Origin of the sequence: Kribbella aluminosa, from assembly GCF_017876295.1 — a bacterium.
Taxonomy (GTDB): Bacteria; Actinomycetota; Actinomycetes; order Propionibacteriales; family Kribbellaceae; genus Kribbella; species Kribbella aluminosa.
Map to the genome: position 1 here is coordinate 804,468 of NZ_JAGINT010000002.1, position 26,836 is coordinate 831,303.

Annotated in this window: 25 protein-coding genes and 1 tRNA gene; 12 read left to right on the forward strand and 14 right to left on the reverse strand. The window is 69.3% G+C overall.

The genetic code is table 11. The features are described 5' to 3' along the window. Window positions 1–97: 97 nt before the first annotated feature. Together JOF29_RS25280 and JOF29_RS25285 are read right to left on the reverse strand one after the other, a co-directional pair. The gene (locus JOF29_RS25280; protein ID WP_209696943.1) at window positions 98–1,042 is read right to left on the reverse strand and encodes an aldo/keto reductase; all 945 of its coding nucleotides are present in this window, start codon (window positions 1,040–1,042) and stop codon (window positions 98–100) included. A gap of 29 nt (window positions 1,043–1,071) precedes the next feature. After that, entirely contained in the window at window positions 1,072–1,866 is a 795-nt protein-coding gene (locus tag JOF29_RS25285) for an alpha/beta fold hydrolase (RefSeq protein WP_209696944.1), read from the reverse strand. Between the two features lie 77 nt (window positions 1,867–1,943). Between JOF29_RS25285 and JOF29_RS25290 the strand changes: the two genes are divergently transcribed. Beyond that, window positions 1,944–2,591: a TetR/AcrR family transcriptional regulator gene (locus JOF29_RS25290; RefSeq protein ID WP_209696945.1), complete on the forward strand. Its 648-nt coding sequence runs from the start codon at window positions 1,944–1,946 to the stop codon at window positions 2,589–2,591. Here the strand turns inward: JOF29_RS25290 and JOF29_RS25295 are convergent. After that, window positions 2,571–3,641: a LacI family DNA-binding transcriptional regulator gene (locus JOF29_RS25295; protein ID WP_307863675.1), complete on the reverse strand. Its 1,071-nt coding sequence runs from the start codon at window positions 3,639–3,641 to the stop codon at window positions 2,571–2,573. The two genes, JOF29_RS25290 and JOF29_RS25295, sit on opposite strands and share 21 nt — an antisense overlap. Window positions 3,642–3,843: 202 nt before the next feature. Here JOF29_RS25295 and JOF29_RS25300 point away from each other — a divergent pair, with 202 nt between their 5' ends. From JOF29_RS25300 to JOF29_RS25330, 7 genes are all read left to right on the forward strand, one after another. Next, a complete protein-coding gene (locus JOF29_RS25300) occupies window positions 3,844–4,176 on the forward strand; it encodes an L-rhamnose mutarotase (protein ID WP_209696946.1) in 333 nt (110 codons plus the stop codon). Further along, window positions 4,173–5,336, forward strand: a complete 1,164-nt coding sequence (rhaI, locus tag JOF29_RS25305) for an L-rhamnose isomerase (RefSeq protein WP_209696947.1) — start codon at window positions 4,173–4,175, stop codon at window positions 5,334–5,336. The genes JOF29_RS25300 and rhaI overlap by 4 nt, the downstream gene beginning before the upstream one ends. Next, a complete protein-coding gene (locus JOF29_RS25310) occupies window positions 5,337–7,379 on the forward strand; it encodes a bifunctional aldolase/short-chain dehydrogenase (protein ID WP_209696948.1) in 2,043 nt (680 codons plus the stop codon). A 10-nt stretch (window positions 7,380–7,389) separates the two neighbouring features. Beyond that, window positions 7,390–8,814, forward strand: coding sequence for an L-fucose/L-arabinose isomerase family protein (locus JOF29_RS25315; RefSeq protein WP_209696949.1), 1,425 nt, complete (start codon window positions 7,390–7,392; stop codon window positions 8,812–8,814). Beyond that, the gene (locus JOF29_RS25320; protein WP_307863676.1) at window positions 8,811–10,235 is read left to right on the forward strand and encodes a rhamnulokinase; all 1,425 of its coding nucleotides are present in this window, start codon (window positions 8,811–8,813) and stop codon (window positions 10,233–10,235) included. The genes JOF29_RS25315 and JOF29_RS25320 overlap by 4 nt, the downstream gene beginning before the upstream one ends. A gap of 5 nt (window positions 10,236–10,240) precedes the next feature. Continuing rightward, window positions 10,241–10,483 carry a helix-turn-helix domain-containing protein gene (locus tag JOF29_RS25325; protein WP_209696950.1) on the forward strand — a complete coding sequence of 81 codons (243 nt, stop codon included), beginning with the start codon at window positions 10,241–10,243 and terminating at the stop codon, window positions 10,481–10,483. A gap of 62 nt (window positions 10,484–10,545) precedes the next feature. Continuing rightward, on the forward strand, window positions 10,546–10,989 hold the full coding sequence (locus tag JOF29_RS25330; RefSeq protein WP_209696951.1) for a hypothetical protein: 444 nt from the start codon (window positions 10,546–10,548) through the stop codon (window positions 10,987–10,989). Here the strand turns inward: JOF29_RS25330 and ilvA are convergent. Continuing rightward, entirely contained in the window at window positions 10,986–12,257 is a 1,272-nt protein-coding gene (gene ilvA / locus JOF29_RS25335) for a threonine ammonia-lyase IlvA (RefSeq protein WP_209696952.1), read from the reverse strand. The two genes, JOF29_RS25330 and ilvA, sit on opposite strands and share 4 nt — an antisense overlap. A 232-nt stretch (window positions 12,258–12,489) precedes the next feature. On the opposite strand from ilvA, the gene JOF29_RS25340 reads away from it, so the two are divergent. Further along, on the forward strand, window positions 12,490–13,371 hold the full coding sequence (locus tag JOF29_RS25340) for a hypothetical protein (protein WP_209696953.1): 882 nt from the start codon (window positions 12,490–12,492) through the stop codon (window positions 13,369–13,371). Window positions 13,372–13,583: 212 nt separating this feature from the next. Here the strand turns inward: JOF29_RS25340 and JOF29_RS25345 are convergent, their stop codons facing one another. Further along, a complete protein-coding gene (locus JOF29_RS25345) occupies window positions 13,584–14,798 on the reverse strand; it encodes an IS4 family transposase (protein ID WP_209696954.1) in 1,215 nt (404 codons plus the stop codon). Window positions 14,799–15,000: 202 nt separating this feature from the next. Between JOF29_RS25345 and JOF29_RS25350 the strand changes: the two genes are divergently transcribed. Further along, entirely contained in the window at window positions 15,001–15,582 is a 582-nt protein-coding gene (locus JOF29_RS25350) for a class I SAM-dependent methyltransferase (protein WP_209696955.1), read from the forward strand. A gap of 75 nt (window positions 15,583–15,657) precedes the next feature. On the opposite strand, the gene JOF29_RS25355 is transcribed toward JOF29_RS25350, so the two are convergent. The 4 genes from JOF29_RS25355 to JOF29_RS25370 form a co-directional block, all read right to left on the reverse strand. Further along, window positions 15,658–16,995 (reverse strand): acetylxylan esterase, encoded by a 1,338-nt coding sequence (locus tag JOF29_RS25355; RefSeq protein ID WP_209696956.1) that lies wholly within the window; start codon window positions 16,993–16,995, stop codon window positions 15,658–15,660. Between the two features lie 4 nt (window positions 16,996–16,999). Further along, the gene (locus tag JOF29_RS25360) at window positions 17,000–17,458 is read right to left on the reverse strand and encodes a hypothetical protein (protein WP_209696957.1); all 459 of its coding nucleotides are present in this window, start codon (window positions 17,456–17,458) and stop codon (window positions 17,000–17,002) included. 34 nt (window positions 17,459–17,492) lie between these two features. After that, window positions 17,493–18,464 (reverse strand): hypothetical protein, encoded by a 972-nt coding sequence (locus JOF29_RS25365; RefSeq protein ID WP_209696958.1) that lies wholly within the window; start codon window positions 18,462–18,464, stop codon window positions 17,493–17,495. A 75-nt stretch (window positions 18,465–18,539) separates the two neighbouring features. Beyond that, window positions 18,540–19,967, reverse strand: coding sequence for an LCP family protein (locus JOF29_RS25370; RefSeq protein ID WP_307863678.1), 1,428 nt, complete (start codon window positions 19,965–19,967; stop codon window positions 18,540–18,542). Window positions 19,968–20,392: 425 nt separating this feature from the next. Between JOF29_RS25370 and JOF29_RS25375 the strand changes: the two genes are divergently transcribed. Beyond that, window positions 20,393–20,482, forward strand: a tRNA-Ser gene (locus JOF29_RS25375). Window positions 20,483–20,608: 126 nt separating this feature from the next. Here the strand turns inward: JOF29_RS25375 and JOF29_RS25380 are convergent. Both JOF29_RS25380 and JOF29_RS25385 read right to left on the reverse strand, forming a co-directional pair. Continuing rightward, on the reverse strand, window positions 20,609–21,472 hold the full coding sequence (locus JOF29_RS25380) for an LLM class flavin-dependent oxidoreductase (RefSeq protein WP_209696960.1): 864 nt from the start codon (window positions 21,470–21,472) through the stop codon (window positions 20,609–20,611). Window positions 21,473–21,483: 11 nt separating this feature from the next. Continuing rightward, entirely contained in the window at window positions 21,484–21,897 is a 414-nt protein-coding gene (locus JOF29_RS25385; protein WP_209696961.1) for a PPOX class F420-dependent oxidoreductase, read from the reverse strand. Between the two features lie 29 nt (window positions 21,898–21,926). On the opposite strand from JOF29_RS25385, the gene JOF29_RS25390 reads away from it, so the two are divergent. Further along, entirely contained in the window at window positions 21,927–22,565 is a 639-nt protein-coding gene (locus tag JOF29_RS25390) for a phosphoribosyltransferase (RefSeq protein ID WP_245359442.1), read from the forward strand. Between the two features lie 61 nt (window positions 22,566–22,626). Here JOF29_RS25390 and JOF29_RS25395 read toward each other — a convergent pair whose 3' ends face one another. The 3 genes from JOF29_RS25395 to JOF29_RS25405 form a co-directional block, all read right to left on the reverse strand. Continuing rightward, complete coding sequence (locus tag JOF29_RS25395) at window positions 22,627–24,549, reverse strand: phosphoenolpyruvate carboxykinase (GTP) (protein WP_209696963.1); 1,923 nt, start codon at window positions 24,547–24,549, stop codon at window positions 22,627–22,629. Between the two features lie 327 nt (window positions 24,550–24,876). Then, on the reverse strand, window positions 24,877–26,109 hold the full coding sequence (locus tag JOF29_RS25400; RefSeq protein WP_209696964.1) for a hypothetical protein: 1,233 nt from the start codon (window positions 26,107–26,109) through the stop codon (window positions 24,877–24,879). Continuing rightward, window positions 26,106–26,696 carry a hypothetical protein gene (locus tag JOF29_RS25405; protein ID WP_245359444.1) on the reverse strand — a complete coding sequence of 197 codons (591 nt, stop codon included), beginning with the start codon at window positions 26,694–26,696 and terminating at the stop codon, window positions 26,106–26,108. The genes JOF29_RS25400 and JOF29_RS25405 overlap by 4 nt, the downstream gene beginning before the upstream one ends. Window positions 26,697–26,836: the final 140 nt, after the last annotated feature.

Consider the following 26,836-nt stretch of genomic DNA (forward strand, 5'->3'; position numbering starts at 1 on the left):
GACCCCCCATAGGCCCGCATCACCGTGAACACCCGTCGAATCCGGGACCTTACGCCTTTCGTCACGCTACGTGAAGGGGCGGGTCGGGATCTGGTCTTTACCAGACGTCGTCGAGTTGTTGGCGGTGTTCTGTTGTGAGGTTCAGCTGGGTGCCGGTGAGGGCGGTGGTGAGGTAGGCGGGTTTGCTGATGCCGACAATGGGGGTGATGGGTGGCGTGCCGCCGGTGAGCCACGCGAGGACTACTGCTGAGGGCGTGGTGTTGAGGGAGGCGGCTACGTCGGTGAGGGCCTCCAGGCGGCGGGTGGTGCCGGGGTGGGTGAAGGCGGGGTCGAGGGGGCGGTCGGGGCGGTTCTCGTAGGTGCCGGACATCAGGGGGCTGTACGCGAACAGCTGCTGGTCCGGGTTGGTCTCCGCGTAGTCCAGGACCTCGTCGGTGATCCAGCCGAAGCGGTGGTCGTGGGCGTGGTCGCGGACGAACGGGCGTGGCTGCAGGTACGAGTAGCGCAGCTGTAGGGCGGTCGGGCCCATGACGCCTTGCTCCTGCGCCAGACCGCGCATCCGCTCGACCCTCCAGAGGGCATAGTTCGACAGGCCGATGCGGCCGATGGTGCCGTTCTTGGCGTGCTTGCCGAACGCCGCAACGGTCTCCTCCAGCGGTGTGGACCGGTCGTCGCGGTGTGCCCAGTACAGGTCGATGTGGTCGACACCCAGCCGCCGCAGCGAGGTCTCGAGCGCCGTGTCGATCGCCTTGGCGCTCAGGCCTTCCGAGTGCTCCGGGTAGCTGCCGGGCCAGAGCGGCTCGCACCCGACCTTCGTTGCCAGCTTGATCCGGTCCCGTACGCCGGGACGCTGCGCCAGCCACCGTCCGAGCAGTTCCTCGCTCTGGCCACCCTGTCCGCTCGGGTGCTGCCAGAACGCGTAGCAGTTCGCGGTGTCGATCCACTCCCCGCCCGCGTCCACAAAGGCATCCAGCAACCGGAACGAGGTCTCCTCGTCGATCCGCGTCCCGTACTCCATCGCACCCAGCGCAAGATTCGCCATGCGCCAGATCCAACAAGCTAGAGCGCTGTCTAGGTCAAGTCCCGCAGTACTGCCGCCACGGTCGACGCCTCGGTCGAGTGGTTCTCACCGGGGACCGCCCGCAACGTCGCGTCAGGCAGGTGCGCGGCGACCGCCTGCGCGCCGGCGGACAGCGTCGGCCAGGTCTTGTCGCCGTACAGCACCAGCACCGGCACCTTGACGTCCGCCCAGCGGTCCGGAGGCAGCGGGTTGCCGGACATCGTGCTGCCCATGATGCGCCCGTCGTACGCGATCGTGTGCGCGATCTCCTCCAACGGGGCCCAGTACGGCGACTGCTTCATCCCGGCGACCGCCTCCGCGGGCATCCCGAGGGCCGCGGTCATGAACAGCTCGGCGGCCTTGTCCCGGCGTCCCGCGGCGACGAACGCGTCCAGCTGCTCGACGTAGTCCGACGGTAGCGGCGGCCGTACGTCGTCCACGACGACCGGCGGCTCGAACAGCACCAGCCCCGCGACCGGCAGCCCCGCCGCCGCGGCATCGAGCGCGAGCAGGCATCCCGAGGACCAGCCGAACAGGATGGCCGGCTGGCCGGCGTCCTCGATCAGCGCGGCGATGTCCTCGATCTCGCGCTGGATCGCGTACGGCGCGGTGTCGGTGCTCTGGCCGCGCCCGCGCCGGTCGTACACGTACGTCCGGAACCCGTCGCTCAGCAGCTGCCCGACCTCGGCGTTGAGCGGGTTCACGGCTCGGTGCGCGGTCGCGCCGTCGATCAGGATCAGCGGCCGGCCGGCGCCGTACGCGTCGAAGCCGATCGTGGTGCCGTCGGCCGATGTCACGGTGCTCATGGTGTTCTCCCCACCTCTACGGAAACTAGACCGTACAGTACTCGTCAGAGAACTGGACTGTCTAGTATGATTTCCGGATGGAGTCAGAGACCGAAGGCCGGACGCCCCGCAAACGCCGCGCGATCCTGGCCGCCGCGACCGAGGTGTTCCTCCAGCACGGCTACCTCGGCGCGAGCATGGACGAGGTCGCGGCCAAGGCCGGCGTCTCCAAACAGACGGTCTACAAGCAGTTCGAGAACAAGGAGCGCTTGTTCGCCGAGATCGTCCTCGGCACCAGCGACCAGCTGATGGACGGTCTCCTGCAGGCGTACGTCGACACGCTCGACGGCGCGGCCGACGCTCGGGAAGCTCTGCAGGCGCTGGCACACCGCCTGCTGCAGAGCCTTACCGCCGACAACGTGCTGCAGCTCCGGCGGCTGGTGATCGCCGAGGCGGACCGGTTCCCCGAGGTGTGCGGCGCGTGGTTCGACAGCGGCTTCGACAAGTCCCTCGACGCGTTGGGTCAGGCGCTGACCAGGTTGAGCGACCGCGGTCTGCTCCGCGAGCTCGAGGACCCGACGCTGGCGGCGTACCAGTTCGCCGGGCTGGTCATGTACAAGCCGATGAACCGCGCGATGTTCGCAGGCACCCGGCAGCGCGTCGACAACAGTGAGCTGCAGAAGCTCGCCGACCAGGCGGCCGACGTCTTCCTCGCGGCGTACGGGTCAGAGCGTCCCGCGCGTTGACGTCCGCACGACCAGCTCCGGCGTGAACGTGACCCGCTGGTGCTCGTGGTCCGGGTTCGACGACTCGTCCAGCAGGAGCTCCGCCGCGGTCCGGCCGAGCAGTTGACGCGGTTGCCGCACCGACGTCAGCGGTACGGCGGCGGCCTCGGCGAACTCGATGTCGTCGTACCCGACGATCGCGAGGTCCTCCGGGACGCGCAGCCCGAGGCTCACGCACTGTTGCAGCAAACCCAGCGCCAGCAGGTCGTTCGCGCAGAACGCGGCTGTCGGCCGACGGTCCGCGGGAAGCCCGGCAAGTCGTTGCCCAGCGCCCCTGCCTTCGGCCACCGTGAGCGCGCCGGTGGTCAGTTCGATCAGGTCGGTGATCGGCTTCCCGGCGGTCCGCAGCGCGCGCCGGGCGCCGTCGCGCCGGTCGACGACCTGACCGAGCGTGTTCGGCCCGCCGACGTACGCGATCCGTTCGTGCCCGAGCTCGAGCAGGTGCGAGATCGCCAGCTCGCCGCCGAGTACGTCGTTCACCGCGACCGAGCAGTGCGTGGCCTCGTCAAGGGTCCGGTCCACGACCACCACCGGTGTGCCGCGGGAGGGTAGTTCGCGGAGCCGGGACGAGTGCTGGTCGATCGGCGTGATCAGGATGCCCTGGACGCGCTGCTGCTCGAGCAGGTCCAGGTACGCCGCCTCGCGGTCGGCATCCTCGCTGCTGGTGCACAGGAACACCGAGAGCCCGGCCGCCTGGGCCGCCTCCTCGACGCCCTTCGCGACGTCGGTGAAGAAGGGGTTGCCGGCGTCGAGCATCAGGTACGCGAGGATCCGGCTCGATCCGGCCCGGAGCTGGCGGGCCGACTCGTTCCGGACGAAACCGAGCGAGGCCATCGCGGCCTCGACCTTGGCGCGGGTCAGCGGGCTGACCACCTCGGGGCGGTTCAGCACGTTCGACACGGTGCCCAGCGAGACCCCGGCGGCCGCGGCGACCGCCTTCACGCCGGCCGCGTGCGGCTTCGGGGCGGGCCGCCGGCGGGTACGTTCGGGCAGCGCTTCCGCATCGTCCACGGACCGCGACCTCCCTCCGCACTTGAAACGTGTTAGCTGCCGAAGGATACCCGGTTTCCCCCGAATGTCCGCCTTGCCGGTCCGGGATCGGACGTAAAAGCTGGGCAGGCCCTTGACGCCCACCCGTACGCCCGCTTAGCGTCATCACACCTTCTTGAAACCTTTCATCGACCGCCCACCCGCCCAGAGCACAGGTGCCGCCGTGAATCGTTACTGCTTCTGCCTGCAGGTCCGGCCCGACCGGCTCGACGAGTACGTCGACCGGCATCGCAATGTCTGGCCGGACATGCAGGCCGCGCTGCGCGAGTCCGGCTGGCACAACTACTCGCTGTTCCTCCGCGACGACGGCCTACTGGTCGGGTACGTCGAGTCCGCGGACCTGGAGGCGGCGCAGCAGGCGATGGCGGCCACCGAGGTGAACGCCCGCTGGCAGGCGCAGATGACCGACTTCTTCCAGGGCATCGACGGCCGACCGCCGGACGAGTCCTTCCTGCTGCTGCCCGAGATCTTCCATCTGAAGGGGACTGACTCATGACACCCGATGCCGCGAAGGACGCGCTGAGCCGCCAGGAGATCGAGCTGCCCTCGTGGGCGTTCGGGAACTCCGGCACCCGGTTCAAGGTCTTCACCCAGCCCGGCGTACCGCGGTCGCCGGAGGAGAAGATCGCCGACGCGGCCGTCGTCCACAAGTACACCGGTGTCGCGCCGAGCGTCGCGCTGCACATCCCCTGGGACAAGGTCGACGACTACGCGGCGCTGTCGGCGTACGCGAAGGAGCAGGGCGTCCGGCTCGGGGCGATCAACAGCAACGTCTTCCAGGACGACGACTACAAGCTCGGCAGCGTGACGAACCCGGACCCGGCGGTCCGGCGGAAGGCCACCGACCACCTGCTCGAGTGCGTCGGCATCATGGACCAGACCGGGTCGCGGGACCTGAAGCTGTGGTTCTCCGACGGCACCAACTACCCGGGCCAGGACGACATCCAGGACCGTCAGGACCGGCTCGCGACCGCGCTTCGTGAGGTCTACGAGCGGTTGGGTGACGACCAGCGGATGCTGCTCGAGTACAAGCTGTTCGAGCCGGCCTTCTACACCACGGACGTGCCGGACTGGGGTACGTCGTACGCGCACTGTCTCGAGCTGGGGCCGAAGGCAACGGTCTGTATCGACACCGGGCACCACGCGCCGGGGACGAACATCGAGTTCATCGTGGCGTTCCTGCTGCGCACCAAGAAGCTCGGCGCGTTCGACTTCAACAGCCGGTTCTACGCCGACGACGACCTGATGGTCGGGGCCGCGGACCCGTTCCAGCTGTTCCGGATCATGAACGAGATCGTCCGCGGCGAGGCGCTCGACCCAGCCGCCGGCATCGCGTTCATGCTCGACCAGTGCCACAACATCGAGGAGAAGATCCCCGCGATCATCCGCTCGGTGATGAACGTGCAGGAGGCCACCGCGAAGGCGCTGCTGGTCGACCGCGACGTACTGCGGAAGGCCCAGCAGGACGGCGACGTACTGGGTGCGAACGCCGCGCTGATGGACGCGTACAACACCGACGTGCGGCCGTTGCTCGCGGAACTGCGCGAGTCGCAGGGCCTGGATGCCGACCCGGTCGCGGCGTACAAGCGCAGCGGGTACTTCGAGCAGATCACCAAGGACCGCGCCGACGGTCAGCAAGCCGGATGGGGAGCATAAGTGAGCGACACCCCTAGCGTCACAGCCGAGCTCGTTGCGCGTAGCAACCGACTGGGTGCCGATCCACGCAACACCAACTACGCCGGCGGGAACACGTCGGCGAAGGGTACGGCGACCGACCCGGTCACCCAGCAGCCCGTCGACCTGCTCTGGGTGAAGGGATCCGGTGGCGATCTGGGCACGCTCACCGCGGCAGGCCTGGCTGTGCTCAGGCTCGATCGGTTGAACTCGCTGGTCGACGTCTACCCAGGCGTCGACCGTGAGGACGAGATGGTCGCCGCGTTCGACTACTGCCTGCACGGCAAGGGCGGCGCGGCGCCGTCGATCGACACCGCGATGCACGGGCTCGTCGACGCGCCGCACGTCGACCACCTGCACCCGGACTCCGGGATCGCGCTGGCGACCGCGGCGGACGGCGAGAAGCTGACCGCGGAGTGCTTCGGCGACCGCGTGGTGTGGGTACCGTGGCGACGCCCCGGGTTCCAGCTCGGCCTGGACATCGCGGCCGTCAAACGCGAGAACCCCCAGGCCATCGGCTGCATCCTCGGCGGTCACGGCATCACCGCGTGGGGCGACACCTCCGAGGAGTGCGAGGCGAACTCGCTCGACATCATCCGGACGGCGGAACGCTTCCTCGCCGAGCGCGGAAAGCCCGAGCCCTTCGGTGCTGTCGTCGACGGCTTCGAGGCGCTCCCGGTCGACGAACGCCGGGCCCGGGCCGCCGCGCTCGCTCCGGTGATCCGCGGTCTCGCGTCGACGGACAAGCCGCAGGTCGGCCACTTCAACGACTCAGACGTGGTGCTGGAGTTCACCGCCCGGGAGCGGCTGGCTGAGCTGTCCGCGCTGGGCACCTCGTGCCCCGACCACTTCCTCCGGACGAAGGTCCGGCCGCTGGTCCTGGACCTCCCGCCGACCGCCCCGCTCGACGAGGCCGTGAGCCGTCTCCGCGAGCTGCACGAGCAGTACCGCGAGGACTACGCGGCGTACTACAACCGGCATGCCGAGGCCGACAGCCCGGCGATGCGTGGGGCCGATCCGGCGATCGTGCTGGTGCCGGGCGTCGGGATGTTCTCCTTCGGGAAGGACAAGCAGACCGCCCGCGTCGCCGGTGAGTTCTACCTGAACGCGATCAACGTGATGCGCGGCGCCGAGGCGGTGTCGACGTACGCGCCGATCGACGAGCGGGAGAAGTTCCGGATCGAGTACTGGGCGCTCGAAGAGGCGAAGCTGCAGCGGATGCCGAAGCCGAAGCCACTGGCGACCCGGGTGGCGTTCGTCACCGGCGGCGGGTCGGGGATCGGTAAGGCGATCGCGCACCGGCTGGCGGCCGAGGGTGCCTGCGTCGTCGTCGCGGACCTCGACCAGGCGGCGGCCGAGGCGGTCGCGAAGGAGCTCGGCTCGACCGACGTGGCCGTCGCGGTGGCCGCGGACGTGTCGTCGGCGGAGGCGGTCGAGGCCGCGCTGCGGGAGGCCGTCCTCGCCTTCGGTGGCGTCGATCTGATCGTCAACAACGCCGGCCTGTCGATTTCGAAGTCGTTGCTGGAGACAACGGAACGCGACTGGGACCTGCAGCACGACGTGATGGCCAAGGGCTCGTTCCTGGTGTCGCGGGCCGCCACGAAGGTGCTGATCGAGCAGGGGCTGGGCGGCGACATCGTCTACATCTCCAGCAAGAACTCGGTGTTCGCCGGCCCGAACAACGTCGCGTACGGCGCCGCCAAGGCGGACCAGGCGCACCAGGTCCGGCTGCTCGCGGCCGAGCTCGGCGAACACGGCATCCGGGTGAACGGCGTGAACCCCGACGGCGTCGTTCGCGGCTCCGGGATCTTCGCCGGCGGCTGGGGTGCGAAGCGGGCCGCGGTGTACGGCGTACCGGAGGAAGAGCTTGGTGCGTACTACGCCCAGCGGACGCTGCTCAAGCGCGAGGTGCTGCCGGAGAACGTCGCGGCCGCGGTGTTCGCCCTGACCGGCGGGGAGCTCACGCACACGACCGGTCTGCACGTGCCTGTCGACGCCGGCGTGGCTGCCGCGTTCCTGCGTTAGGAGCTGTCGGATGACCGCGCTGGAGCGGATCACGTCCCGCCGGACCAGGATCGGTCTGGTGGCGGGTGGGCTGGGCGCGTACTGGCCGCAGTTCCCCGACCTGCTGCCCCAGTTGCAGGCGTCGGCGCGGCGGGTGTCCGAGCGGTTCGCGGCGCTCGACTGCGAGGTGGTCGACGCCGGGTTCATCTCCGACGCACAGGAGGGCGCCGTCGCCGCCGAGAAGTTGCGGGCGGCCGACTGCGACCTGATCGTCGGGTTCCTCACGACGTACATGACGGCGTCGATGCTGGTGCCGGTCGCGCAGCGCAGCGGCGCACCGGTGCTGTTGCTGAACCTGCAGCCGACCGAGGCGATGGACCACGCGTCGTTCGACACCGGCGCGTGGCTGGCGTACTGCGGGGCGTGTCCGCTGCCCGAGATGGCGAACGCGTTCGAGCGCTGCGGGATCGACTTCCGCTCGGTGTCCGGGTACCTGGAGGACGAGCGGGCCTGGACGCGGATCGACCGGTGGATCAGGGCGGCCGGCGTACGGGCGGCGTTGCGGCACGGGCGGCACGGTCTGCTCGGGCATGTGTACCCGGGGATGATGGACGTGATCACCGATCCGACGCTGGTGTCCGCGCAGCTCGGCGGGCATGTCGAGGTGCTGGAGATCGACGACCTCCGGGTGCGGGCCGAGAAGGTCACCGACGCCGAGACGACCCAGCGGATGGAGCTGGCGCGGGAGATCTTCACGCTCGACGACTCGGTGCAGCTCGAGGACTTCCGGTGGGGCGCCACCGTTTCGGTCGCGCTGGATCGGCTGGTCGAGGACTTCGCCCTTGATTCGCTGGCCTACTACCACCGTGGACTCGATGGCGAGGCCCACGAACGGGTCGCGGCCGGGATGATCCTCGGCGCCTCGTTGCTGACGGCAAGGGGGGTGCCGGCCGCGGGTGAGTACGAGTTGCGCACGTCGCTCGCGATGCTGGTGATGGACAAGCTCGGCGCCGGCGGATCGTTCACCGAGCTACAGGCGCTGAACTTCGACGACAACGTGGTCGAGATGGGCCACGACGGGCCGGCGCATCTCGCGATCTCGGCGCGGAAACCGTTGCTGCGGGGGCTCGGCGTCTACCACGGCAAGCGCGGGTGGGGCGTGTCGGTGGAGTTCGACGTACAGCCCGGGCCGGTGACGGTGTGCGGGTTGGGGCAGCGGCGGGACGGGACGTTCACGCTGATCGCCTCCGAAGGCACCGTCGTACCGGGGCCGTTGCTGCAGATCGGGAACACCACGTCGCGGGTGGACTTCGGGTGCGATCCGGGCGAGTGGACCGACGCGTGGTCGGCGTCCGGGGTGGCGCATCACTGGGCCCTCGGGACCGGGCATCGTGCTGCCGATCTGACTGCCGTCGCCGACCTGTTGAAGCTCGACCTCACGGTGGTATCGCCGTGAAGCGGGTCGGGGCTGTCGATCTCGGGGCGTCGAGCGGCCGGGTGATGCTCGGCGAGGTCGGCCCTGAGGTGCTGCAGCTGCGCGAGCTGAACCGCTTCTGGAACGGGCCGGTCCGCGTCCACGGCACACTGCACTGGGACATCCTGCACCTGTACCGCTCGATCCTGGACGGCCTGCGGCTGGCCGGGCCGATCGACAGCATCGGCATCGATGCCTGGGCCGTCGACTACGGGCTGCTCGACGCGGACGGCCGCCTGCTCGGCAACCCCGTCCACTACCGCGACTCCCGCACCGACGGGGTGATGGAGCGGGTGCTCGCCGAGGTGCCGGCCGCCGACCTGTACGCCGTGACCGGTCTGCAGCAGCTGCCTTTCAACACCATCTACCAACTGACCGCCGAGCCCGCGACCGGTGCCGCCGCGGGCAGTCTCCTGATGATCCCGGATCTGCTGGGCTACTGGCTCACCGGCGAGCTGGGTGCCGAGCGTACGAACGCCTCGACGACGCAGTTGTACGACGTACGTGCCCGGGCTTGGAGTGATGCACTGATCACCCGGCTGGGACTGCCCCGTCGGATCTTTCCCCGGTTGCGTGAGCCGGGGGACGTGATCGGGAACGTGGTGCCGGACGAGACCGGGTTGGCCCCGGGCATTCCGGTGATTGCGGTGGGCTCGCATGACACTGCCTCGGCCGTGGTCGCCGTACCGGCGTCTGGGGAGCGGTTTGCGTACATCTCGTCGGGGACCTGGTCGCTGGTCGGGCTCGAGCTCGACGCGCCGGTACTGACCGACGAAGCGCGGGACGCGAACTTCACCAACGAGGGTGGGGTCGACGGGCGGATCCGGTTCCTGCGGAACGTGATGGGGCTGTGGATCCTGCAGGAATGCCGACGGATCTGGGGCGACGACCTCGACGACCTGCTCCGGGCCGCCGCCGAAGCTCCGCCGTTCGCGGTGCTGATCGACCCCGACGCCCCCGAGTTCCTTGCCCCTGGCAACATGCCGGCGCGGCTCGACGAACAGTGTGTGCGGACCGGGCAGGAGCCGCCGCGGACCCGGGGTGCCGCGGTCCGATGCATCCTGGAGAGCCTGGCCCTCGCGTACCGCCGTACCCTCCACTCCGCGCAGAACGTCGCCGACCGCGACGTCGACGTACTGCACGTGATCGGCGGCGGCTCCCAGAACGAGCTGCTCTGCCAGCTGACTGCCGACGCGTGCGGCGTACCGGTCCTCGCCGGGCCGGTCGAGGCGTCCGCGCTCGGCAACGTACTCGTCCAGGCTCGCGCCCTCGGCGAGCCCCTCCCGGACCTGGACGCGATGCGCGCCCTGGTCCGGTCCACCCATTCTCTGCGGCGCTACGACCCGCAGGGCAAACCGGCCGACTGGGACGCCGCCGAGTCCCGGGTCTTCGGAACCAGGTGATCAGCATGACCGTCCTCCCCCAGGAACTTCGACCGGTGGCGCGCCGGATGCCGCCGCGCGAGATCAGCCACGACGACCTCCAACTACTCCGGCTGCTCGCCACCGGGCTACCGGTCGACGGCGTCGCCCGGCGCCTCGACCTGTCCGAGCGCACCGTCCGCCGCCGGACCCGGCTGATCTGCGACCGCCTCGGCTTCAGCACCGCCATCGAAGCCATCGTCTGGGCCGCCCGCCGCGGCCTCGTCTGAGAGGTGTCAGGCGACGACGACCCGGGTACCGGTGGTTCTGATCATCGAGCCGAGGAGGACCGATGAACGGAATGACCATCGTCTGGATCGTCGTCGCCGTGGCGGTGCTGGTGATCCTGGCCGCCCTGGTGGCCGGCGCCGCGTCGCGGAGATCTGAGCGCCGGGCCGAGCGGGAGGCGCACGAACACGAGGAGCAGGCCCGCGCCAGCGCGGCGCAGGCGGAGAAGCAGAGTGCGGTTGCCGACGAGGTGGACGCCCGGGCGCGCAAGGCGCAGGCGGACGCCGACGAGCAGACGGCCAAGGCGCGGCGGCTGGCAGCCGGTGCGAGCGAACGCCGGGACGCCGCCGAGCAGGCGCGCGCGGTGTCGGAGGAGCACCGCGCGCAGACCCAGAACCTCTGGCCCGACGACGGGTCCAGGAACCGCGAGGGACAGCCGGTCGACCCGAGCTGGGACGACGGCACGCACCCGCACGACCCGCGGCACGGGCGGCATTCGAAGCACTAGATCAGGTACCTGAACTCGGGGGAGTTCGGGTTGATGCGTTCGATGTCGAGTGGGGCGGCCTCCATCCGGGTGAGCAGGCCGGGGAGGTCGTCCCGGGTGCTGATCTCGATGCCGACCAGGGCGACGCCGGTCTCCCGGTTGTTGCGTTTCACGTACTCGAACAGCGTGATGTCGTCGTCCGGCCCGAGGATCTCGTCGAGGAACGTCCGCAGTGCGCCCGGCTCCTGCGGGAACGTCACCAGGAAGTAGTGCTTCAGCCCTTCGTACACGAGCGATCGCTCGAGGATCTCGCCGTACCGGCTGACGTCGTTGTTCCCGCCGGACAGCAGGCAGACCACAGTCTCTCCGGGCCGTACGTCGAGACCGTTGCCCAGGGCACTTGTCGACAAAGCGCCCGCGGGCTCCGCGATCAACCCGTCGGTCTGGTACAGCGCGAGCATCTCCGAGCAGACGAGGCCCTCGGGCACCGACAGCAGCTCGACGCCGGCGTGCTGCACGAGCGGGAGCGTGACGTCGCCGACGCGGCGGACGGCGGCCCCGTCCACGAAGCTGTCCAGGTGCGGCAGTGTCACCGGCGTACCGGCCTCGAACGCGGCCGCCATACTCGCCGCACCAGCCGGCTCGACCCCGATGATGCGTACGCCGGGATGCCGGTCCTTGATCCACGTTGCAACCCCTGCAACGAGACCGCCGCCGCCGACCGGAACCACGAGTACGTCGGGCGCGTGGCCGAGCTGCTCGACCAGCTCGACGGCGACGGTCCCCTGTCCTGCAACGGTTCTCGGGTCGTCGAAGGCCGGCACCATCGTCGCGCCGCTCGCCGTACCGTCCGCGAGCGCGGCGGCGGCCGCGTCGTCGTACGTGTCGCCGGTGACGATCACCTGGATCTGCTTGCCGCCCAGTGCGGCGATCCGGTCCCGCTTCTGCCGCGGCGTCGTCCGCGGTACGTACACCTTGCCCTGGACGCCGAGGATGTGGCACGAATACGCCAGCCCCTGACCGTGGTTGCCGGCGCTCGCGCACACGACCCCGGCCGCCTTCGCCGTGTCGCCGAGCTGCGCGATCAGGTTGTAGGCTCCGCGCAGCTTGTAGGAGCGGCCGATCTGCAGGTCCTCGCGTTTCAGCCAGACCTCGGCGCCGGTGCGCTCGGACAGGCGCAGATTGCGTTGTAACGGGGTCCGGACGGCGACGCCGTCCAAGCGCTTGATCGCGGCCTCGATCGCGTCGGCGTCAACCGTCGATCGAGCGACTGAACTGCTGCCCTGCATGACGTTCCTTCCCGTGCATTTGCACGATCTTCGCCGATTCGCTCGCTGCCCAAGACGATCCGCGTCCAGAGTCCGGACCACGGGATTCCTTTTGCGTTTCAGACTCTTGCACCATGCGTGAAACGGCTCTTCACGGGGCAGTCTAGTTTTCATACGCTCACTCGGTGTAACGGCCAGGCCCCTGGATCGGATGAGCCGGGTAAAGCGGGTCAGTGAGGACTGGAGGGCACAGATGGGACTGATTCCGTTCAGTCTGTGGGGAGACGCCCTGTGGTGTGGTCAGGAGGTCGTGCGGGAAGCCCCGCACGAGCAGGCGATCCGTAGCCTGTTCCCGGACCCCATCCCGGCGCGTGGCGCAGATCTGGACACCGAGGCGGACCTCGTCCCGGAACCGTACAACCGTTTCGATCCGCGGTCGGTCGCGGTCCGGGTCGAGGGCAAGGTGGTCGGCTATCTGCCGCGGGACGACGCACACCGGTACCACCCGGTGCTGTCGGAGCTGATCGCACAGGGCCTGCAACCGCGGGTGCCTTGTCACCTGTGGGTCAGCGAATGGACTCCGGCCAACTGGGACGGGGTCGACTGGGAGCGCAAGGGCACCCAGAGCACGGAGTTCCATGCCAGCGTCGCGATCGCCCTCGGGCAGCCGCACATGCTGGTGCCGGTGAACCTGCCCCCGCCAGGCAGCTTTCACCTGCTACCGCCCGGGAGCGGCATCGTGGTCCCGGGCAGCGAGGTCCATCCCGACGTACTGGCACCGTTCTTCCGTCCGGAGGGCGAGTGCTGGGCGTACGCCACCATCCACGCGATCGAGGAGGAGGACGGCATCCAGGACCGGCACCGGATCGTGGTCGAGATCCGGCTCGACGACGAACCCGTCGGCCGGCTCAGCCCGCGACTGAGTACCGAGTTCCTGCCGGCGATCCACTACCTCGCCGACATGCGTGCCGAGACCGCCGCCCGGGTGACCGTGCGCGGCGACCGTTCCGCATCGGAGGTGATCCTGTACGCGGCACGGAGTCACGACCTGCCGGCCACCTGGCCGGACGGCCTGGCCCGCTCCCCAGTCGCTTCCCCCCAATGGCACTACTGGGCAACAAAAGAGGCCAACTAGGCGCAATACTGTTCAGTTAGTGTGGCATCACGGCGTAGTTCGGTGGTTGTTGTGGTTGCGGCCAGTTGATGTGGTGGGCGCGTTTGACGTGCCATTTGACGTATTTGCGTTTGATGACGCGGGGCGCGGAGCGTCGTCGTCGGGTGGGGTTGAGCCGGCGGATTAGGCGGCGCAGGAAGTCCGGCCAGCCGGGGCTGTCGCGGCCGTGCTGGTCAGGGGGAAAATGCGCCCGGGTGGGCGAGGGTCTGGCGGGTGATCCTGAGCGCGGCAACGAAACTGACCCGGTCCGGATCGTGCCCGGCATGGGTTGCGGCCTCGGCCATCAGGGAGCGGATCGCGTAGTGACAGCACAGGTGGCCCCAGATCTCTTGGAGGACCAGGTCGGGCGACTTGCTGCGCAGCACGGTGCGTGGTCCGCGCTGATGGGTCTTCAGTTCATCGAAGGTCAGCTCGATCTCCCACCGCTGGGCATACGCCGCGGCGAGATCGGTCGCACTCACCTCGTCGGGGTCGGTCAAGGTGGTGAAGAGCCTGTAGGCGGTGGGGTTGTCCCGGCCGTCATCGATGGTGTAATCGATGACCCGGACCAGCATCGGCTCCTCGCGCCGCGCCGCGGCCGTGTGCGACTGACGCAGGTGGGCCAGCCAGGAGCCGTCGGGAAGATCCTCAACGTGGATCGGCTTGGGCCCGGACTTATCGGTGCGGATCCGCCACAACAGGTCGGCGCCGGCCGCGATCGCCTTGCGCCACAAGGCGTAGGAGAAGAAGCCGCGGTCGGCGGTCAGCACCATCCCCGGCACCAGCCTGTCCAGGAGCCGTTCGGCCAAAGCGGCCTCGGACTCGGGGTAGGTGCCGATCTCGGCTGCGAAGACCGCGTGGGTGCCGCACTCGGCCAACGCGACCACCCGGGCCTGAGGGAACGCCGCCCGCTCGCCCTTGTCGACCCCCGGACGGCCGAAGTGCTCGTGATTGGCGCGCGTGTCAGCGACGTCCAGACACATCCCGTCGATCGCGACCAGACGCCGCCCGGCCAGCCACACCCCCGGCGTCGTGTCCGTCCCGACCGGTCTGGCGACCCGCTCGAAAAGCGCCGCCAACGGCTCAGCACCCAACCGCGCCCGGGCCTGGAAGATCGCGGACTTGCTCGGCGGGCTAAAGGTCTCGGTCCAGCCCGATACCCACGACAGCCCATCGGTCAACTGCGCGAGCACGTCCTCGTAGGAACCCTCGGAATACAGCGCCATCCCGATCGAGAAATAGGCCATCACCCGCGCAGGCAGCGAACGATGCCGCTGCTCGGTCCGGCCGACCTCGGCGATCACCTCATCGACCAGCGCCGGCGGGAACACCCGCGTCAGCACACCGACAGAGACCAGATCCGACAGACGCCGCCCGGTCTCCGGCTTCTTCCATCCACCACGTGGCATGCCACCAAACTACACCACTGTGATCTTAACTGAACGGTATTGCAACTAGGCGGCTGCGCAGTACTGACCATGCCTCACCAGGCCGGTACTGCGGAGCTACTTCTCCAACGTGCAGCTCGTCGCCAACCAGGCGCTGCTGGACGGTGCGTGACATAGGTTGGCGCTATGGCGAACCTACGGGCACTGCGCGAGGACTAGGTGGATGGGCGAACGGTGGAACCACAACATCCACTACCACCCGCGGATCCTCCACGCCGTCCCGTACGGCGCTGAGCGGGCGCTCGACATCGGCTGTGGCGAGGGCATGCTCACCCGCGCGCTGCGCGACGTCGTGCCGGAGGTCACCGGGATCGACCTCGACACGCCCAGTCTGGAGCTGGCCCGCGGGTACGGCGATGACATCGAGTACCTGCACGGCGACTTCCTCGAGTACCCGCTCGAGCAGTACGACGTGATCGCGTCCGTCGCCACGCTCCACCACGTCGACGCCCGCACCGGGCTGCTCCGGATGTGTGACCTGCTCCGGCCGGGTGGGGTCATGGTGGTTGTCGGCGTTGCGCGGGCGGTCCTTCCGCGCGACCTGCCGTACGAGCTGGCCGGCGTCGCCGCGAACTGGGCACACCGCGCGGTCAAGAGCTACTGGCAACACCCGTCGCCCGTCGTGTGGCCCCCGCCGGTCACCTTCGCGGAGATGCGCGCGCTGACAGGCGAGCTGCTCCCGGGCGCGACGTACCGTCGGCATCTTCTGTTCCGCTACTCGATCACCTGGAAGAAGCCCACATGATCATCGTCCCGGACAGCGACCTGCTCACCCGCGCCGTCCGCACCTTCCTGAACACCGACCCCGGCCCCGACTACCTCAAAACCCCAGGCACGCTGGTGTTCGTGGCCACCACCGGCGCCCGCAACACCTCTGCCCGCGACCTCTACACCTCGCTGGGCGGTGGGCTCGCCACCCAAGGGGCGACCGAGAACTACTGGTTCCGGCTCTGAGCTCAGATCCGTGGACGTTCGGCCGTATGGGCAGCCGAGGTGTGCGCGACGCGGGGAGTCGAGCCGCTTGCTGGCAGGCTCCATTTGGTGGGTTAACCTGCGCGTTGGCCCGTTCGCCGGTGGTATGCAGGGGGTGAAGGGACAAGCTCAGGGGTGAACCTCTGAGATCGCGGGTGGTTCGGCGCCCTCGCCGCTGGAGTGCCGGTTGCCGGCCGGGGCGGCGCGGACACTTCCACGGATTCAGGTCAGAGCTTCGCGCCGATGAGTGGTAGATGTCGTCGTGGGCGCCCGGCAGGTCGTCGTGGCCGAAGTCGGGGTACGTGCGGACCTCCTTCGGCGACTGGATCTTGTTGTACGCCGCGAACTGCGTCGACGGCGGGCAGGTCTGGTCCTCGAGGCCCACGAACAGCGTCACCTCCGCGCGGATCCGCGGCGCCAGGTTCTGTACGTCGATGTATCCGAGGGTCGTGAACACCTCCTCCTGGCGGAGGTGCCGCGGGTCGCGCTTGCGGAACCAGGTGACGATCTCGTCGTACGGCGCGGTCTCGAGGTTCAGGTCCCAGGTCCGCTGGTAGTCGCACAGGAACGGGAAGACGGACGCGGTGTACTTGATCGTCGGCGTCAGCGCGGCCGCGACCAGCGACAGCCCGCCGCCCTGGCTCCAGCCGGTCGTCGCGATCCGTGCAGCGTCGACGTCTGGCAGGCCGCCGATGAGGTCGGCCAGCCGCCGCGTGTCCAGGAAGACGTGCTTGTACAGCAGCCCGTCCGGGCCGTCGTCCAGCCCGTGCACCAGGTGGTTGTGCAGCGAGAAGCTGTTCGGCGTCTGCGACGACGTACGGAAACCGACCTGCTCGCGGACGTCGAGCGCCGCGACCGTGAACCCGCGGGCGGCGTACGGCAGCAGGTCGACCCACTTCGGCTGCTCGCCGCCGTACCCGTGGAACAGCAGCACGGCCGGCCCGGTCGGCTCGGCCGGGCGCACCACCTTCGCGTGCACGCGGTACCCACCGGTGCCGTTGAAGTACAGGTGCTGAGCGACGCCGGTCGTCAGCGGGAAGTCGTCGGCGTCGACGAACTCGGCGTCCGGCGCGACCTCGTCGAGGGACACCAGCGCCTTGTCCCAGAACGCGTCGAAGTCCGCGGGCCGCGGGTTCGTGCCCTGGTAGGTCAGGAGTTCGTCGTACGACAGCTCGAAGGAAAGCACCGGATCATTCTGCGCCGCCGGCGTCCTCCGGGGCAGTGCCGTCCCAGATGGTGTACCCGTGCGCGGCGTTCAGCTTGTCCCGCAGCACGATCTCCAGCGTGCCGACCTGCTTCGGGGCCAGCCAGGAGACCGGCAGCAGGATCGGCTGATCGGCGTGCTTGGTGCGCAGCACGATCGCCTCGCCGTGCGTGGTCTCGACCCGGCCGACCTCGGTGATGTCGGTCCAGGCCGTCCGGACACCGCGGACGTCGATCTCGTGGTCCCGCAGCTGCGCGACCTTCGGCGGCCGGGCCAGGATCCACAGCCCGGCGAGCGCGATCAGCCCGCCGAGCGTGACGAACACCGACACCGCGACGGACGGCAGGCCGAACGCCCAGAGCAGGGCGGCCACCCCGAGAATGATCAACCCGGCAGCCAGGATCCCGAGGAATCGTCCCGCCCGCATCCGGTACGTCGTCCGCATCGCCACAGGATCTCATCCGCTCCGGGCAGCCGGATCAGAAGGCGTCGGTCTCGGACGACGGCGCGTTGCCGAGCGGGGACTTGGTCAGGCTGACCGTCCACCCGTACTGGCCGTCGAAGACGTCGTCGAACTTCTGGTAGGCGCAGTTCTCGGTGAACCGGTGGTTCTTCGCGTCCCAGTTCGTCCCGGACTTGAAGTAGACGTAGTAGTTCTGGTTCCGGACTCCGTTCAGCGTCGCGCTCTTGTTGGCCCGCACGTAGATCGAGGCCTGCGGATTCCGCGGACTGCTGGTGGCGACGACCACCACCACGTCGTCACCGGAGTTGTTGATCGTGAGGCGCCCCGAACCACGCGACCCCGATCGCTGGAAGACGTCACCGTTCTCGCCGCGGCCGCCGATCACCGCCGGCGCGGACGGCTTGGCGGGTACCGACAGCGCGCCGAACTTCACGCCCTTGCCGATCGACTGCTGCACGCTCTGCGCCAGCCCCGCGAACGCGGTCCGGATCCCGGACTTCGCCTCGTACAGCCGCACGTCGGTCGCCTTCGGCAGCCCGCAGCCGGTCTTCGTGTCCCCTGCCTTGCTCAGCTCCGTGGCCACGTCCCCGGCGTACGCGTCGAAGGCATCCAGCACGGCGGGATGCGCGCTCACCAGGCCGCTCGGCGGCGTGATCTTCGCCAGCTCGCTGCGCTCGATCACCACCGAGGCCGCGAGCTGCTTGCGACTCGCATCGAACGCCGTCACCGACTGCGCGTTCATCACCCGCACGACGGACGGTTTCAGGACCTTCTCGACGTTCGCCAACGCACGCTGGTACATCGGCACCGAGAGCGCGACCGCGCTCGGCGCCGGCTTCGGTGACGGGGCCGCCGACGTGGGCGGCGGTGCGCTGCTGCTGGTCGTCGATCCGGACGAAGGCACGGCTCCGCTGTCCGGCTTACTGCTGCTGCAACCCGCACTCGCGAGGACCGCGATCCCGAGCACGACAACCAACGAACGCCTCACTGTCACCCCCAGGTGTGACCATTTTTCATTTTGGTCCAATACTTCCCCTGGAGGGGTTCACGGCGGCGGTTCGTCTCAGTTTCCGGTGCCGGTTTCGTTCGGGTTGTACGCGCACGCGTCGCTCAGGTTCTGCGCCGTACCCGGAGTGGGGGTGGTCTTGCCCGGGGTCGGCTTCTTCGTGGCGCCGCTGGTCGGCTTCGTCGGCTTCGCGGTCGGCGTCGTCGCGACCGGGTTCAGCGACTTCTGGATGATCTGCTGCATCGCCGCGTAGTCCGGGTTCTTGCCGGTCGGGAAGTTCTTGTCCTTGTTCAGGTCGATGCTGGTGACCTTGGCGCTCTTCACCTTCAGCGCGAGCTGGACGAACGCTCCCAGGATGTCCCCCGGGATGTCGGTGCGCAGCAGTTGCTTGCCGGCATTCGCGATCTCCGTGTAGCTGGTCACCAGGGCCTGCGGGTTCGCGCTGTTCACCAGCGCGTGGATCGTGCAGCGCTGCCGCTCCTGCCGCGACGGGTCACTCAGCCCGTACCGGCCGCGGGCGAACCACAGCGCGTGATACCCGTCGAGCTTCCGGTTCGCGCCGGGCTCGATGTAGCTGCTCGGCAACTTGTGCCCGTTCGTACCAGGACCCTGGCCGTAGTCGCCGCCGATCGGGACCCGGTAGTTGACGTTCACGGTGATCCCACCGAGCGCGTCGATGATCTGCCGGAAGCCGGCCAGGTTGACCTGCATGTAGTAGCTGATGTCCAGGCCGAGCGCCGCGCTCGCGGCCAGCTTGACCGCGTCCGCGCCCTCGTTGTCGGTCGCGCCGAGGACCCCCGGGTACTTCTTCGGGATGTTGTCGTACATCGCGTCCAGGTAGTACTCCGGCTGCTCGACGTTGCCGAGGCTCGGGTCCCAGAAGCCGTCCGGGAACACCTTGTGCAGCGGCGAGCCCGCCGGGAACGGCATCCGCATCCAGTTCCGGCTGAGCGAGATCAGCGCGGTGTTACCGGTCTTGGTGTCGATGCTGGCCACGATCACCGTGTCGGTCCGGACGCCGGTCCGGCCGATGCCGTCGTCGGCACCGAGCAGCAGCAGGTTCAGCCGCGGGATCTTCTCCCACGGGTCCTTCGCGTTCGTCACCTTCGGCCGGGTCGCGCTCTTCGAGTTGCCCTCGGACTGGAACACGCTGCCGACCAGGTCGCGCTGCGCCATCACGGTCTGCGCCGCGACGGTCGTCGGTACGGCGATCGCGAAGCACAGCAGCCCGACCACCATCGAGCCCGCCAGCCGGCCGGTGTAGGTCATGCTGACCGGGCGGATCAGCTTGTGCGACGCGATCACGACCCAGATCCAGCAGGCGCCCAGCACGACGACCGCGCAGGTCGCGATCAGCAGCTGCCGCGGAGACACCGCGAGCGCGAGCACCGAGTCGCGGTGCGCGAGACCGACGTACACGGCGATCAGCAGCAGCCCGACGCTGATCGTGAGGACGAACGCGCCGAGCTTCTTCCGGCCGCCCACCAACAGTCCGGCCCCGGGGACCAGAGCGCTGAGCAGCGTCAGCCCGATCGCCTTCGATGCTGTCCGGGCACGATGAGAGCGAGGCCGGGATCGGCCGGCACGAGGTGCCGCCCTCCGGCCGGCTGCGCGAGTACTCCGCGACATAGCTCCGTTCCCTGATCGACGACGTCACGACCTCCCCGTCGGCCGCCGGAGCGACCCACGGTACTTCAGACGCCCACGACACCGGTTTGGTTGGGTGCTGCTGGCGACCCCCGTCGATGCTCGCCAGCGTACACATGCACCGGGCGACACACCCAAGCTCCCGCTGCGACGCGCGCCCACGGCGGAGGTACCGCGAGCCCAGCTCGAGCCCATTTTGGCAACCGACGGGTGGAGCCGATAGTCTTGGCCGTCGTCGCGTCCCCGGCTGGGGACTCGTCGGAGGAGGCGTCGCCTAGTCCGGTCGATGGCGCCCGCCTGCTAAGCGGGTTGAGGGTAATCCCCTCTCGCGGGTTCAAATCCCGCCGCCTCCGCTCTGGGAGCTCTTTGCCTGCAGAAAGCGCAGGCAGGGAGCTCCGGCTTTTTTCTGGGGGTGCGACCCCGAGGCCCCGCCCGGAGGGGCTCCGCCCCCCGGACCCCCGGGTGGGTGCGTGGCTGGGTTAGTTGGTCGGCTGCTTCTTGGCTTCTGCTATGAGTTCTACTGTGCGTGGGGTCATCGGGTCTGGGGAGATGATCAGGTGGTCGACGCCCAGGTTCTGGTACGCCGTGATCGCCTTCGGCAGGTCCGTTACCGGGATTGCCTGGGGGTTCGGGTCGGTGGAGGGTTGGTCGGGGTCGCGGGCGATGATGCCGACGGTGCGGGTGATGGTGTCGCGGTTTGCGGTCTCCAGGGCCTCGTCCAGGGTTTGCAGGCGGTCCTTGAGCTTGTCGGAGGGGGTGCCGTACCAGGCTGTGTTCCAGGCGTCGGCCCACTGGGCGATCAGCTTCATCATGCGTGGGCGGTGGCCGGCGACCAGGATCGGGATGCGGTGTGGTGGGGCGGGGTCGAGGTTCGCGTCGCGGACCTTGTAGTAGGTGCCGTCGTAGCTGACGGTCTCGCCGCGGATCAGGCGGGCGACGATCTCCAGCCATTCGGCGAACCGGCCGACCCGGTGGTCGGTCGGGAGTCCGAAGGCCTCGTACTCCGGGTCGTGCCAGCCGGCGCCGACGCCGAGCGTCAGCCGGCCGCCGGACACCTCGTCCAGCGTGGCCGCCATCTTCGCCGTCAGCCCGGGATCGCGGAACGATGCGCAGAGCACCATGTTGCCCAGCTCGACCCGCTCGGTGACCGCCGCGACCGCGGTCAGCAGCGTCCAGCTGTCGTGCATCCCGAAGACCTGTCCCTCCCCGTCCCGGTAGAGGAAGTGGTCCGCGATCCAGACCGAGTCCAGCCCGCCCTGCTCGGCCGCCTCGGCGACCGCGCGGACGTCCTGCCAGCCCGGCATCCCGCCACCCGGCCCGTCGCCGGCACCGAGCGGAAGCATCACTCCGACCTTCATGCCCACGGCCCGACGCCACCGATCTTCTCGACGCTGATGTGCGTGAGGTACCCGGGCGGCGGCTCGGTGCCCGGCAGGAACTCCGCGTCCGGCCCGATGTAGGTCTTGGCGAGTCGCCGCAGTACGTCGACAGCTCCGCCCTCGGTGATCCGCGCCGTACCCGTGATCACGAGATACTCGGCCAGGCCCATCTCGTTGCGGACGTCGGTCTCCAGCGTCAGCGCGACCCGGCCGTCGCGGCGGATGTTCTTCACCTTGCGGTTGTTCGGGACGTGCGCGGCGATGATCTCGTCGCCGTCCAGGCCGACCCAGATCACCGAGACCTGCGGGCTGCCGTCGGGGTTGATGGTCGCCAGATGCCCGAGGGCGTTCGACTCGAGTACAGCTCGCGCGCTGTCAGGGATTCGCATGCGGTCAACGTACGTGGATCATGGACCGTATGAGGAGGCCGTACCCGGATCGGGCGGCCGCGGGTCGCGCCCTCGCCGACGAGCTCCGCCCGGTCGCCGGATCCGTCCTGGTGCTCGGGCTGGCGCGCGGCGGGGTACCCGTCGCGGCCCCGGTCGCGGACGCCCTGAGCGCTGAGCTCGACGTGCTCGTCGTCCGCAAGCTCGGCCTGCCGGGGCAGCCGGAGCTCGCGATGGGCGCGATCGCAGGCACGGAACTGGTCCGCAACGAGTCGGTGCCGGTCGATCCGGAAACCCTGGAGACGGTACGCCGGAGCGAGGCCGTGGAGCTGCGCCGGCGTGAGCAGGTGTACCGCGCTGACCGGCCGCCGATCGAGGTCCGGGATCGCGTGGTGATCCTGGTCGACGACGGCCTCGCGACCGGGTCGACGATGCGCGCGGCGGTGGAAGCGGTACGGCGGAACGGTCCGGCGCGGGTGATCGTCGCCGTACCCGTGGGCGGCGCGGCCACCTGCCGCCTGCTCTCGCGGGTGGCGGACCAGGTGGTGTGCGCGTGGATCCCGCAGTACTTCAGCGCGGTCGGGCAGGCGTACCGGGACTTCTCGCCGGTCGGGGACGACGAGGTACGCCGGGTGCTCGCGGAGAGCACAGCGCAGCGCCCCGGCGGGTGAGCCAGGGCGCCGCGCGGTGTCAGCCGGCCGTCGGCTTCCGACACGACGGCCGGTGCTGGTGTCAGCCCAGACGGGCCTTCAGATTGTCCAGCTCGACCTTCAACGACGCCGGGACGGTGTCGCCGAGCTTCGCGAACCACTCCTCGATCAGCGGGAGCTCGGCCTTCCATTCGTCGGCGTCGACGTTCAGCGCGATCTCCAGGTCGTGGGCGGTCAGGTCGAGTCCCGCGACGTCGAGCGCGCCCGCGGCCGGCACCCGGCCGATGGGCGTCTCGACCGCGTCGGCCTGACCCTCGATCCGCTCGATGACCCACTTCAGCACCCGGCTGTTCTCACCGAAGCCCGGCCAGACGAACTTGCCGGCCTCGTCCTTGCGGAACCAGTTCACGTAGAAGATCTTCGGCAGCTGCGCCGCGTCGTGCTGCTTGCCGACGGTCAGCCAGTGGTCGAAGTACTGCCCCGCGTCGTACCCGAGGAACGGCAGCATCGCCATCGGGTCCCGCCGTACGACGCCCACCTGGCCGACGGCCGCCGCGGTCGTCTCCGAGGACAGCGTCGCGCCCATGAACACGCCGTGCGCCCAGTCCCGCGACTCGGTCACCAGCGGCACGGTGGTCGCCCGGCGGCCGCCGAAGATGATCGCGGAGATCGGTACGCCGTTCGGGTCGTCGTACTCGTCGGCGAGGATCGGGCACTGCGTGATCGGCGTGCAGAACCGGCTGTTCGGGTGGCTGGACAGCTCGCCGTTGTCCGGCGTCCACTCGCGGCCCTTCCAGTCGGTCAGGTGGTCCGGCGGGGTCGGCGAGTAGCCCTCCCACCAGACGTCGCCGTCGTCGGTGAGCGCGACGTTCGTGAAGACCGAGTTGCCCTTCTCGATCGTGCGCATCGCGTTCGGGTTCGTCTTCCAGCCGGTGCCGGGGGCAACGCCGAAGAGCCCGAACTCCGGGTTCACGGCGTACAGCCGGCCGTCCTTGCCGAACCGCATCCAGGCGATGTCGTCGCCGAGCGTCTCGACCTCCCAGCCTTCCAGCGTCGGGTCGAGCATCGCCAGGTTGGTCTTGCCGCAGGCGCTCGGGAACGCGGCCGCGACGTAGTGCACCTTCTTCTCCGGCGAGATCAGCTTCAGGATCAGCATGTGCTCGGCCAGCCAGCCCTCGTCGCGGGCCATCGCGGACGCGATCCGCAGCGAGTAGCACTTCTTGCCGAGCAACGAGTTGCCGCCGTACCCGGAGCCGTACGACCAGATCGCCCGCTCCTCGGGGAACTGGACGATGTACTTCTCGTCGTTGCACGGCCACGGCACGTCCTGCTGCCCCGGCTCGAGCGGCGCACCGACGGAGTGCAGGCAGGGGACGTACGGGGCGTCGGTGCCCATCTTCTCGAGTACGTCGGCCCCGCTGCGGCACATGATCCGCATCGACGCGACGACGTACGCCGAGTCGGTGATCTCGACGCCGAACATCGGCTTCTCCGCGGTCAGCGGGCCCATGCAGAACGGGACGACGTACATCGTCCGGCCGCGCATCGCCCCGCGGTACAGGCCGGTCAGCGTCGTCTTCATCTCGGCCGGCGCGACCCAGTTGTTGGTCGGACCCGCGTCCTTCTCGTCGACCGAGCAGATGAACGTGCGCTGCTCGACCCGAGCGACGTCCGACGGGTCGGTGCGGACCCAGAACGAGTTCGGCTTCTTCTCGTCGTTCAGCCGGACCATGGTGCCGGCCGCGATCAGTTCGTTCGTCAGCTTGGCGTACTCCGCGTCCGACCCGTCGACCCAGTGGATCCGGTCGGGCTGCGTGAGGGCGGCGACCTCGGCCACCCAGGCCAGCAGGCCGGCGTGCTGCGTCGGGGCGCCGGTCAGGTCGTACTGCCCGTCGTTCTGCCCGTCGTTCTGCCCGTCGTTCTGTCCGTCGGTCGCCGGGAGGGGGGCGGTGGCGTCGGCTCGGTGGTCGGCTTTGGTACGGGTCGGATTGGCGATCGTCGTCATTCGCGGCTCATTCCCTCTCGGCTGCCGGGCCCGGCGACGTACCGGCCGCTCGACGCTGAGTGGCGGGTACGGCGTCCGGCCGCCGGGGTCTCCGGCGGTTCGGTGCAGCTGGCTGGCGGTGTGATCTGTCGCATACCAGTTGTCGCAGTGGATACATACCAGTGTGCAAGTGGTTTTAACGGTACGCGACTCGATGCGGGTCTGAGAACCGGCTGGAAGTGAACCCGGTCACAAAGTTTCGGCGACAATCGCTTTCCGGTGCCGCTTGTGAAAATGAGAACGGCCCGCGCTGTTCGCGCGGGCCGTTCCAGCAGATTTTCCGGTACGTCAGCTGGTCTGCCGCCAGATGTCGTTGACCAGCCGCTGCACGTCCGGCGCCTCGGCGGCCTGGCCGTAGGCCATCACCCCGACCAGCCACCACTGACCGCCGCTCTGGAACGCGTGCGTCATCGTGATCGTGTACGGCGTCGCGGTCGACACCGACAGCCAGGTCCGCGCGTCCTTCGCGGTGGCAGGCGCGGTCGTCCTGTAGATCTTCGCCCACTGCCCGTCGAACGCCGGCCGGTCGGCCAGGCACTTCGCCAGTGTCGCGCACGGGTGCAGCGCGAACTGCGCGCGCATCGAGTTCTTCAGACCGCCGGGGTCGTACGCCGTCGCGGTCACCACCCGCCGCAGGATCAGCTGCGACGACTCCCCGAGGAAGTCCACCTGCGGCGGCCGCGGCCAGCCGAACCCGAACGGGAGCTCGGCGTTCGTGACCACCTGTACGTCGGCACCGGCCGGGTAGGTCGCGCCAAAGACGCCGGCCGCGCCGTCCGGGCGCTTGTACGCCGCGGTCGTCGGCCGGTGGATCGGCGGGATCAGCACCCGCGTCGGGTACGGCTCCGGGCTGACTGCGGGCGCCGCACCCGCGGCATCGGTCGGCTTGTCCTTGACCGCGCTGCCGATCGCGGTACCGACCGAGTACGCGACCGTGAACACGATCAGCACCACGACGGCGACCACGGCGTACACCCACGGGCCGATCTTGCGCCGGTACTGCCGGGCGATCTCGACCCTGGACGGTTGCGGCGACTCGTCCGCGGGCTGCTGCTGCTGCTGTGCCTCGGCCGGGCGGTCGACGTACGACGGGATGCTGTTGGTCGGTGTTTGTGTGGGCGGGGTGGCTTGTGTGGGCGGGGTGGCGCCGTACCGGCTGAGCTGTTCGCGGACCGCGCGCAGCGACTCCTCGTCGTTCCCGACGATCCCGTCCAGCGGGTCGATGAGTCGCTCGGCGCCGGTCTGGCCCGGGATCAGCTGGGTGATCGCGTACGGGCGGTCGGCGTTGAAGCTGGCGGCCCAGAGCGGGGTCTCCTGCTGGCCGGGTACCAGCGCGGCGTCGCGGCTCGCGCCCGCCAGCCGGTCGACGACGGTCTGGTTCCGGGCGCCGGCCTCGCTCAGGACGAGCGCGACGATCTCCATCCCGGTGAACGTCCGCCCGTGCCACAGCTCGGCCAGCGGATGCTGGAGGATCCGCTGGTCCAGTTGGTAGCCGGGGATCTCCGGTGTGCTGTTGCTCACTTGCTCTCCCAGATGGCGCGGTCCGCGAGCGCCAGCGCCGCCAGCTGGGCGGAGTCCCCGTCGATCGGGTTGGCCGTGTACTCCACCAGTACGACGATGTCGGCGTGCTGGACGAGCACGTGGACGTTCCACGACTCGCCCGCCAGGCCGCTCTCGGCCCGGGCGACCTTGGTCGGGTACGGACGGTCCTTGTCGTACGACTTGAGCGGTGAACGGGTGAACGTCCGCTTCGCCACCTGGTCCGGCGTGAACGGCTGGTTGCCCGCGCCGGCGTCCTGACCGCCGTACGCCGTGATCGTGACCCGCACGCTCGCCGACGTGTACGCCCGCACCTTCGCGCGCGAACTGCCCGCCTGGCAGGTGATCGCCGACGTACCGCCCTGGATCATCGTCACCGGCCCGGACGATGCCTTCGGCAACAGGCTCGACACGTCGCCGATCTTCGCGCAGAGGTCCTTCGCCGGCGTCCGCGGCGGCGCGATGTCCGCCTGCGTCACCGGCTCCCCGACCGCGAACCCGACCCCGCCGCCGACCAGCGCGGCCACACCGCACCCGATCGCCGTACCCCGCACCAGCCGACTAGCCATGCCCGCGACCTTAACCACGCGGAGGTCCTCCCTCACCGCTCGAACACCCCGCGTTAGACGAACGTCACCGAACCCCGGTTCCGTTCCGTGTCTGGTTCCGTGTCCGTGAACAACTAATGGCGCCTGTGGACAAGCAATAA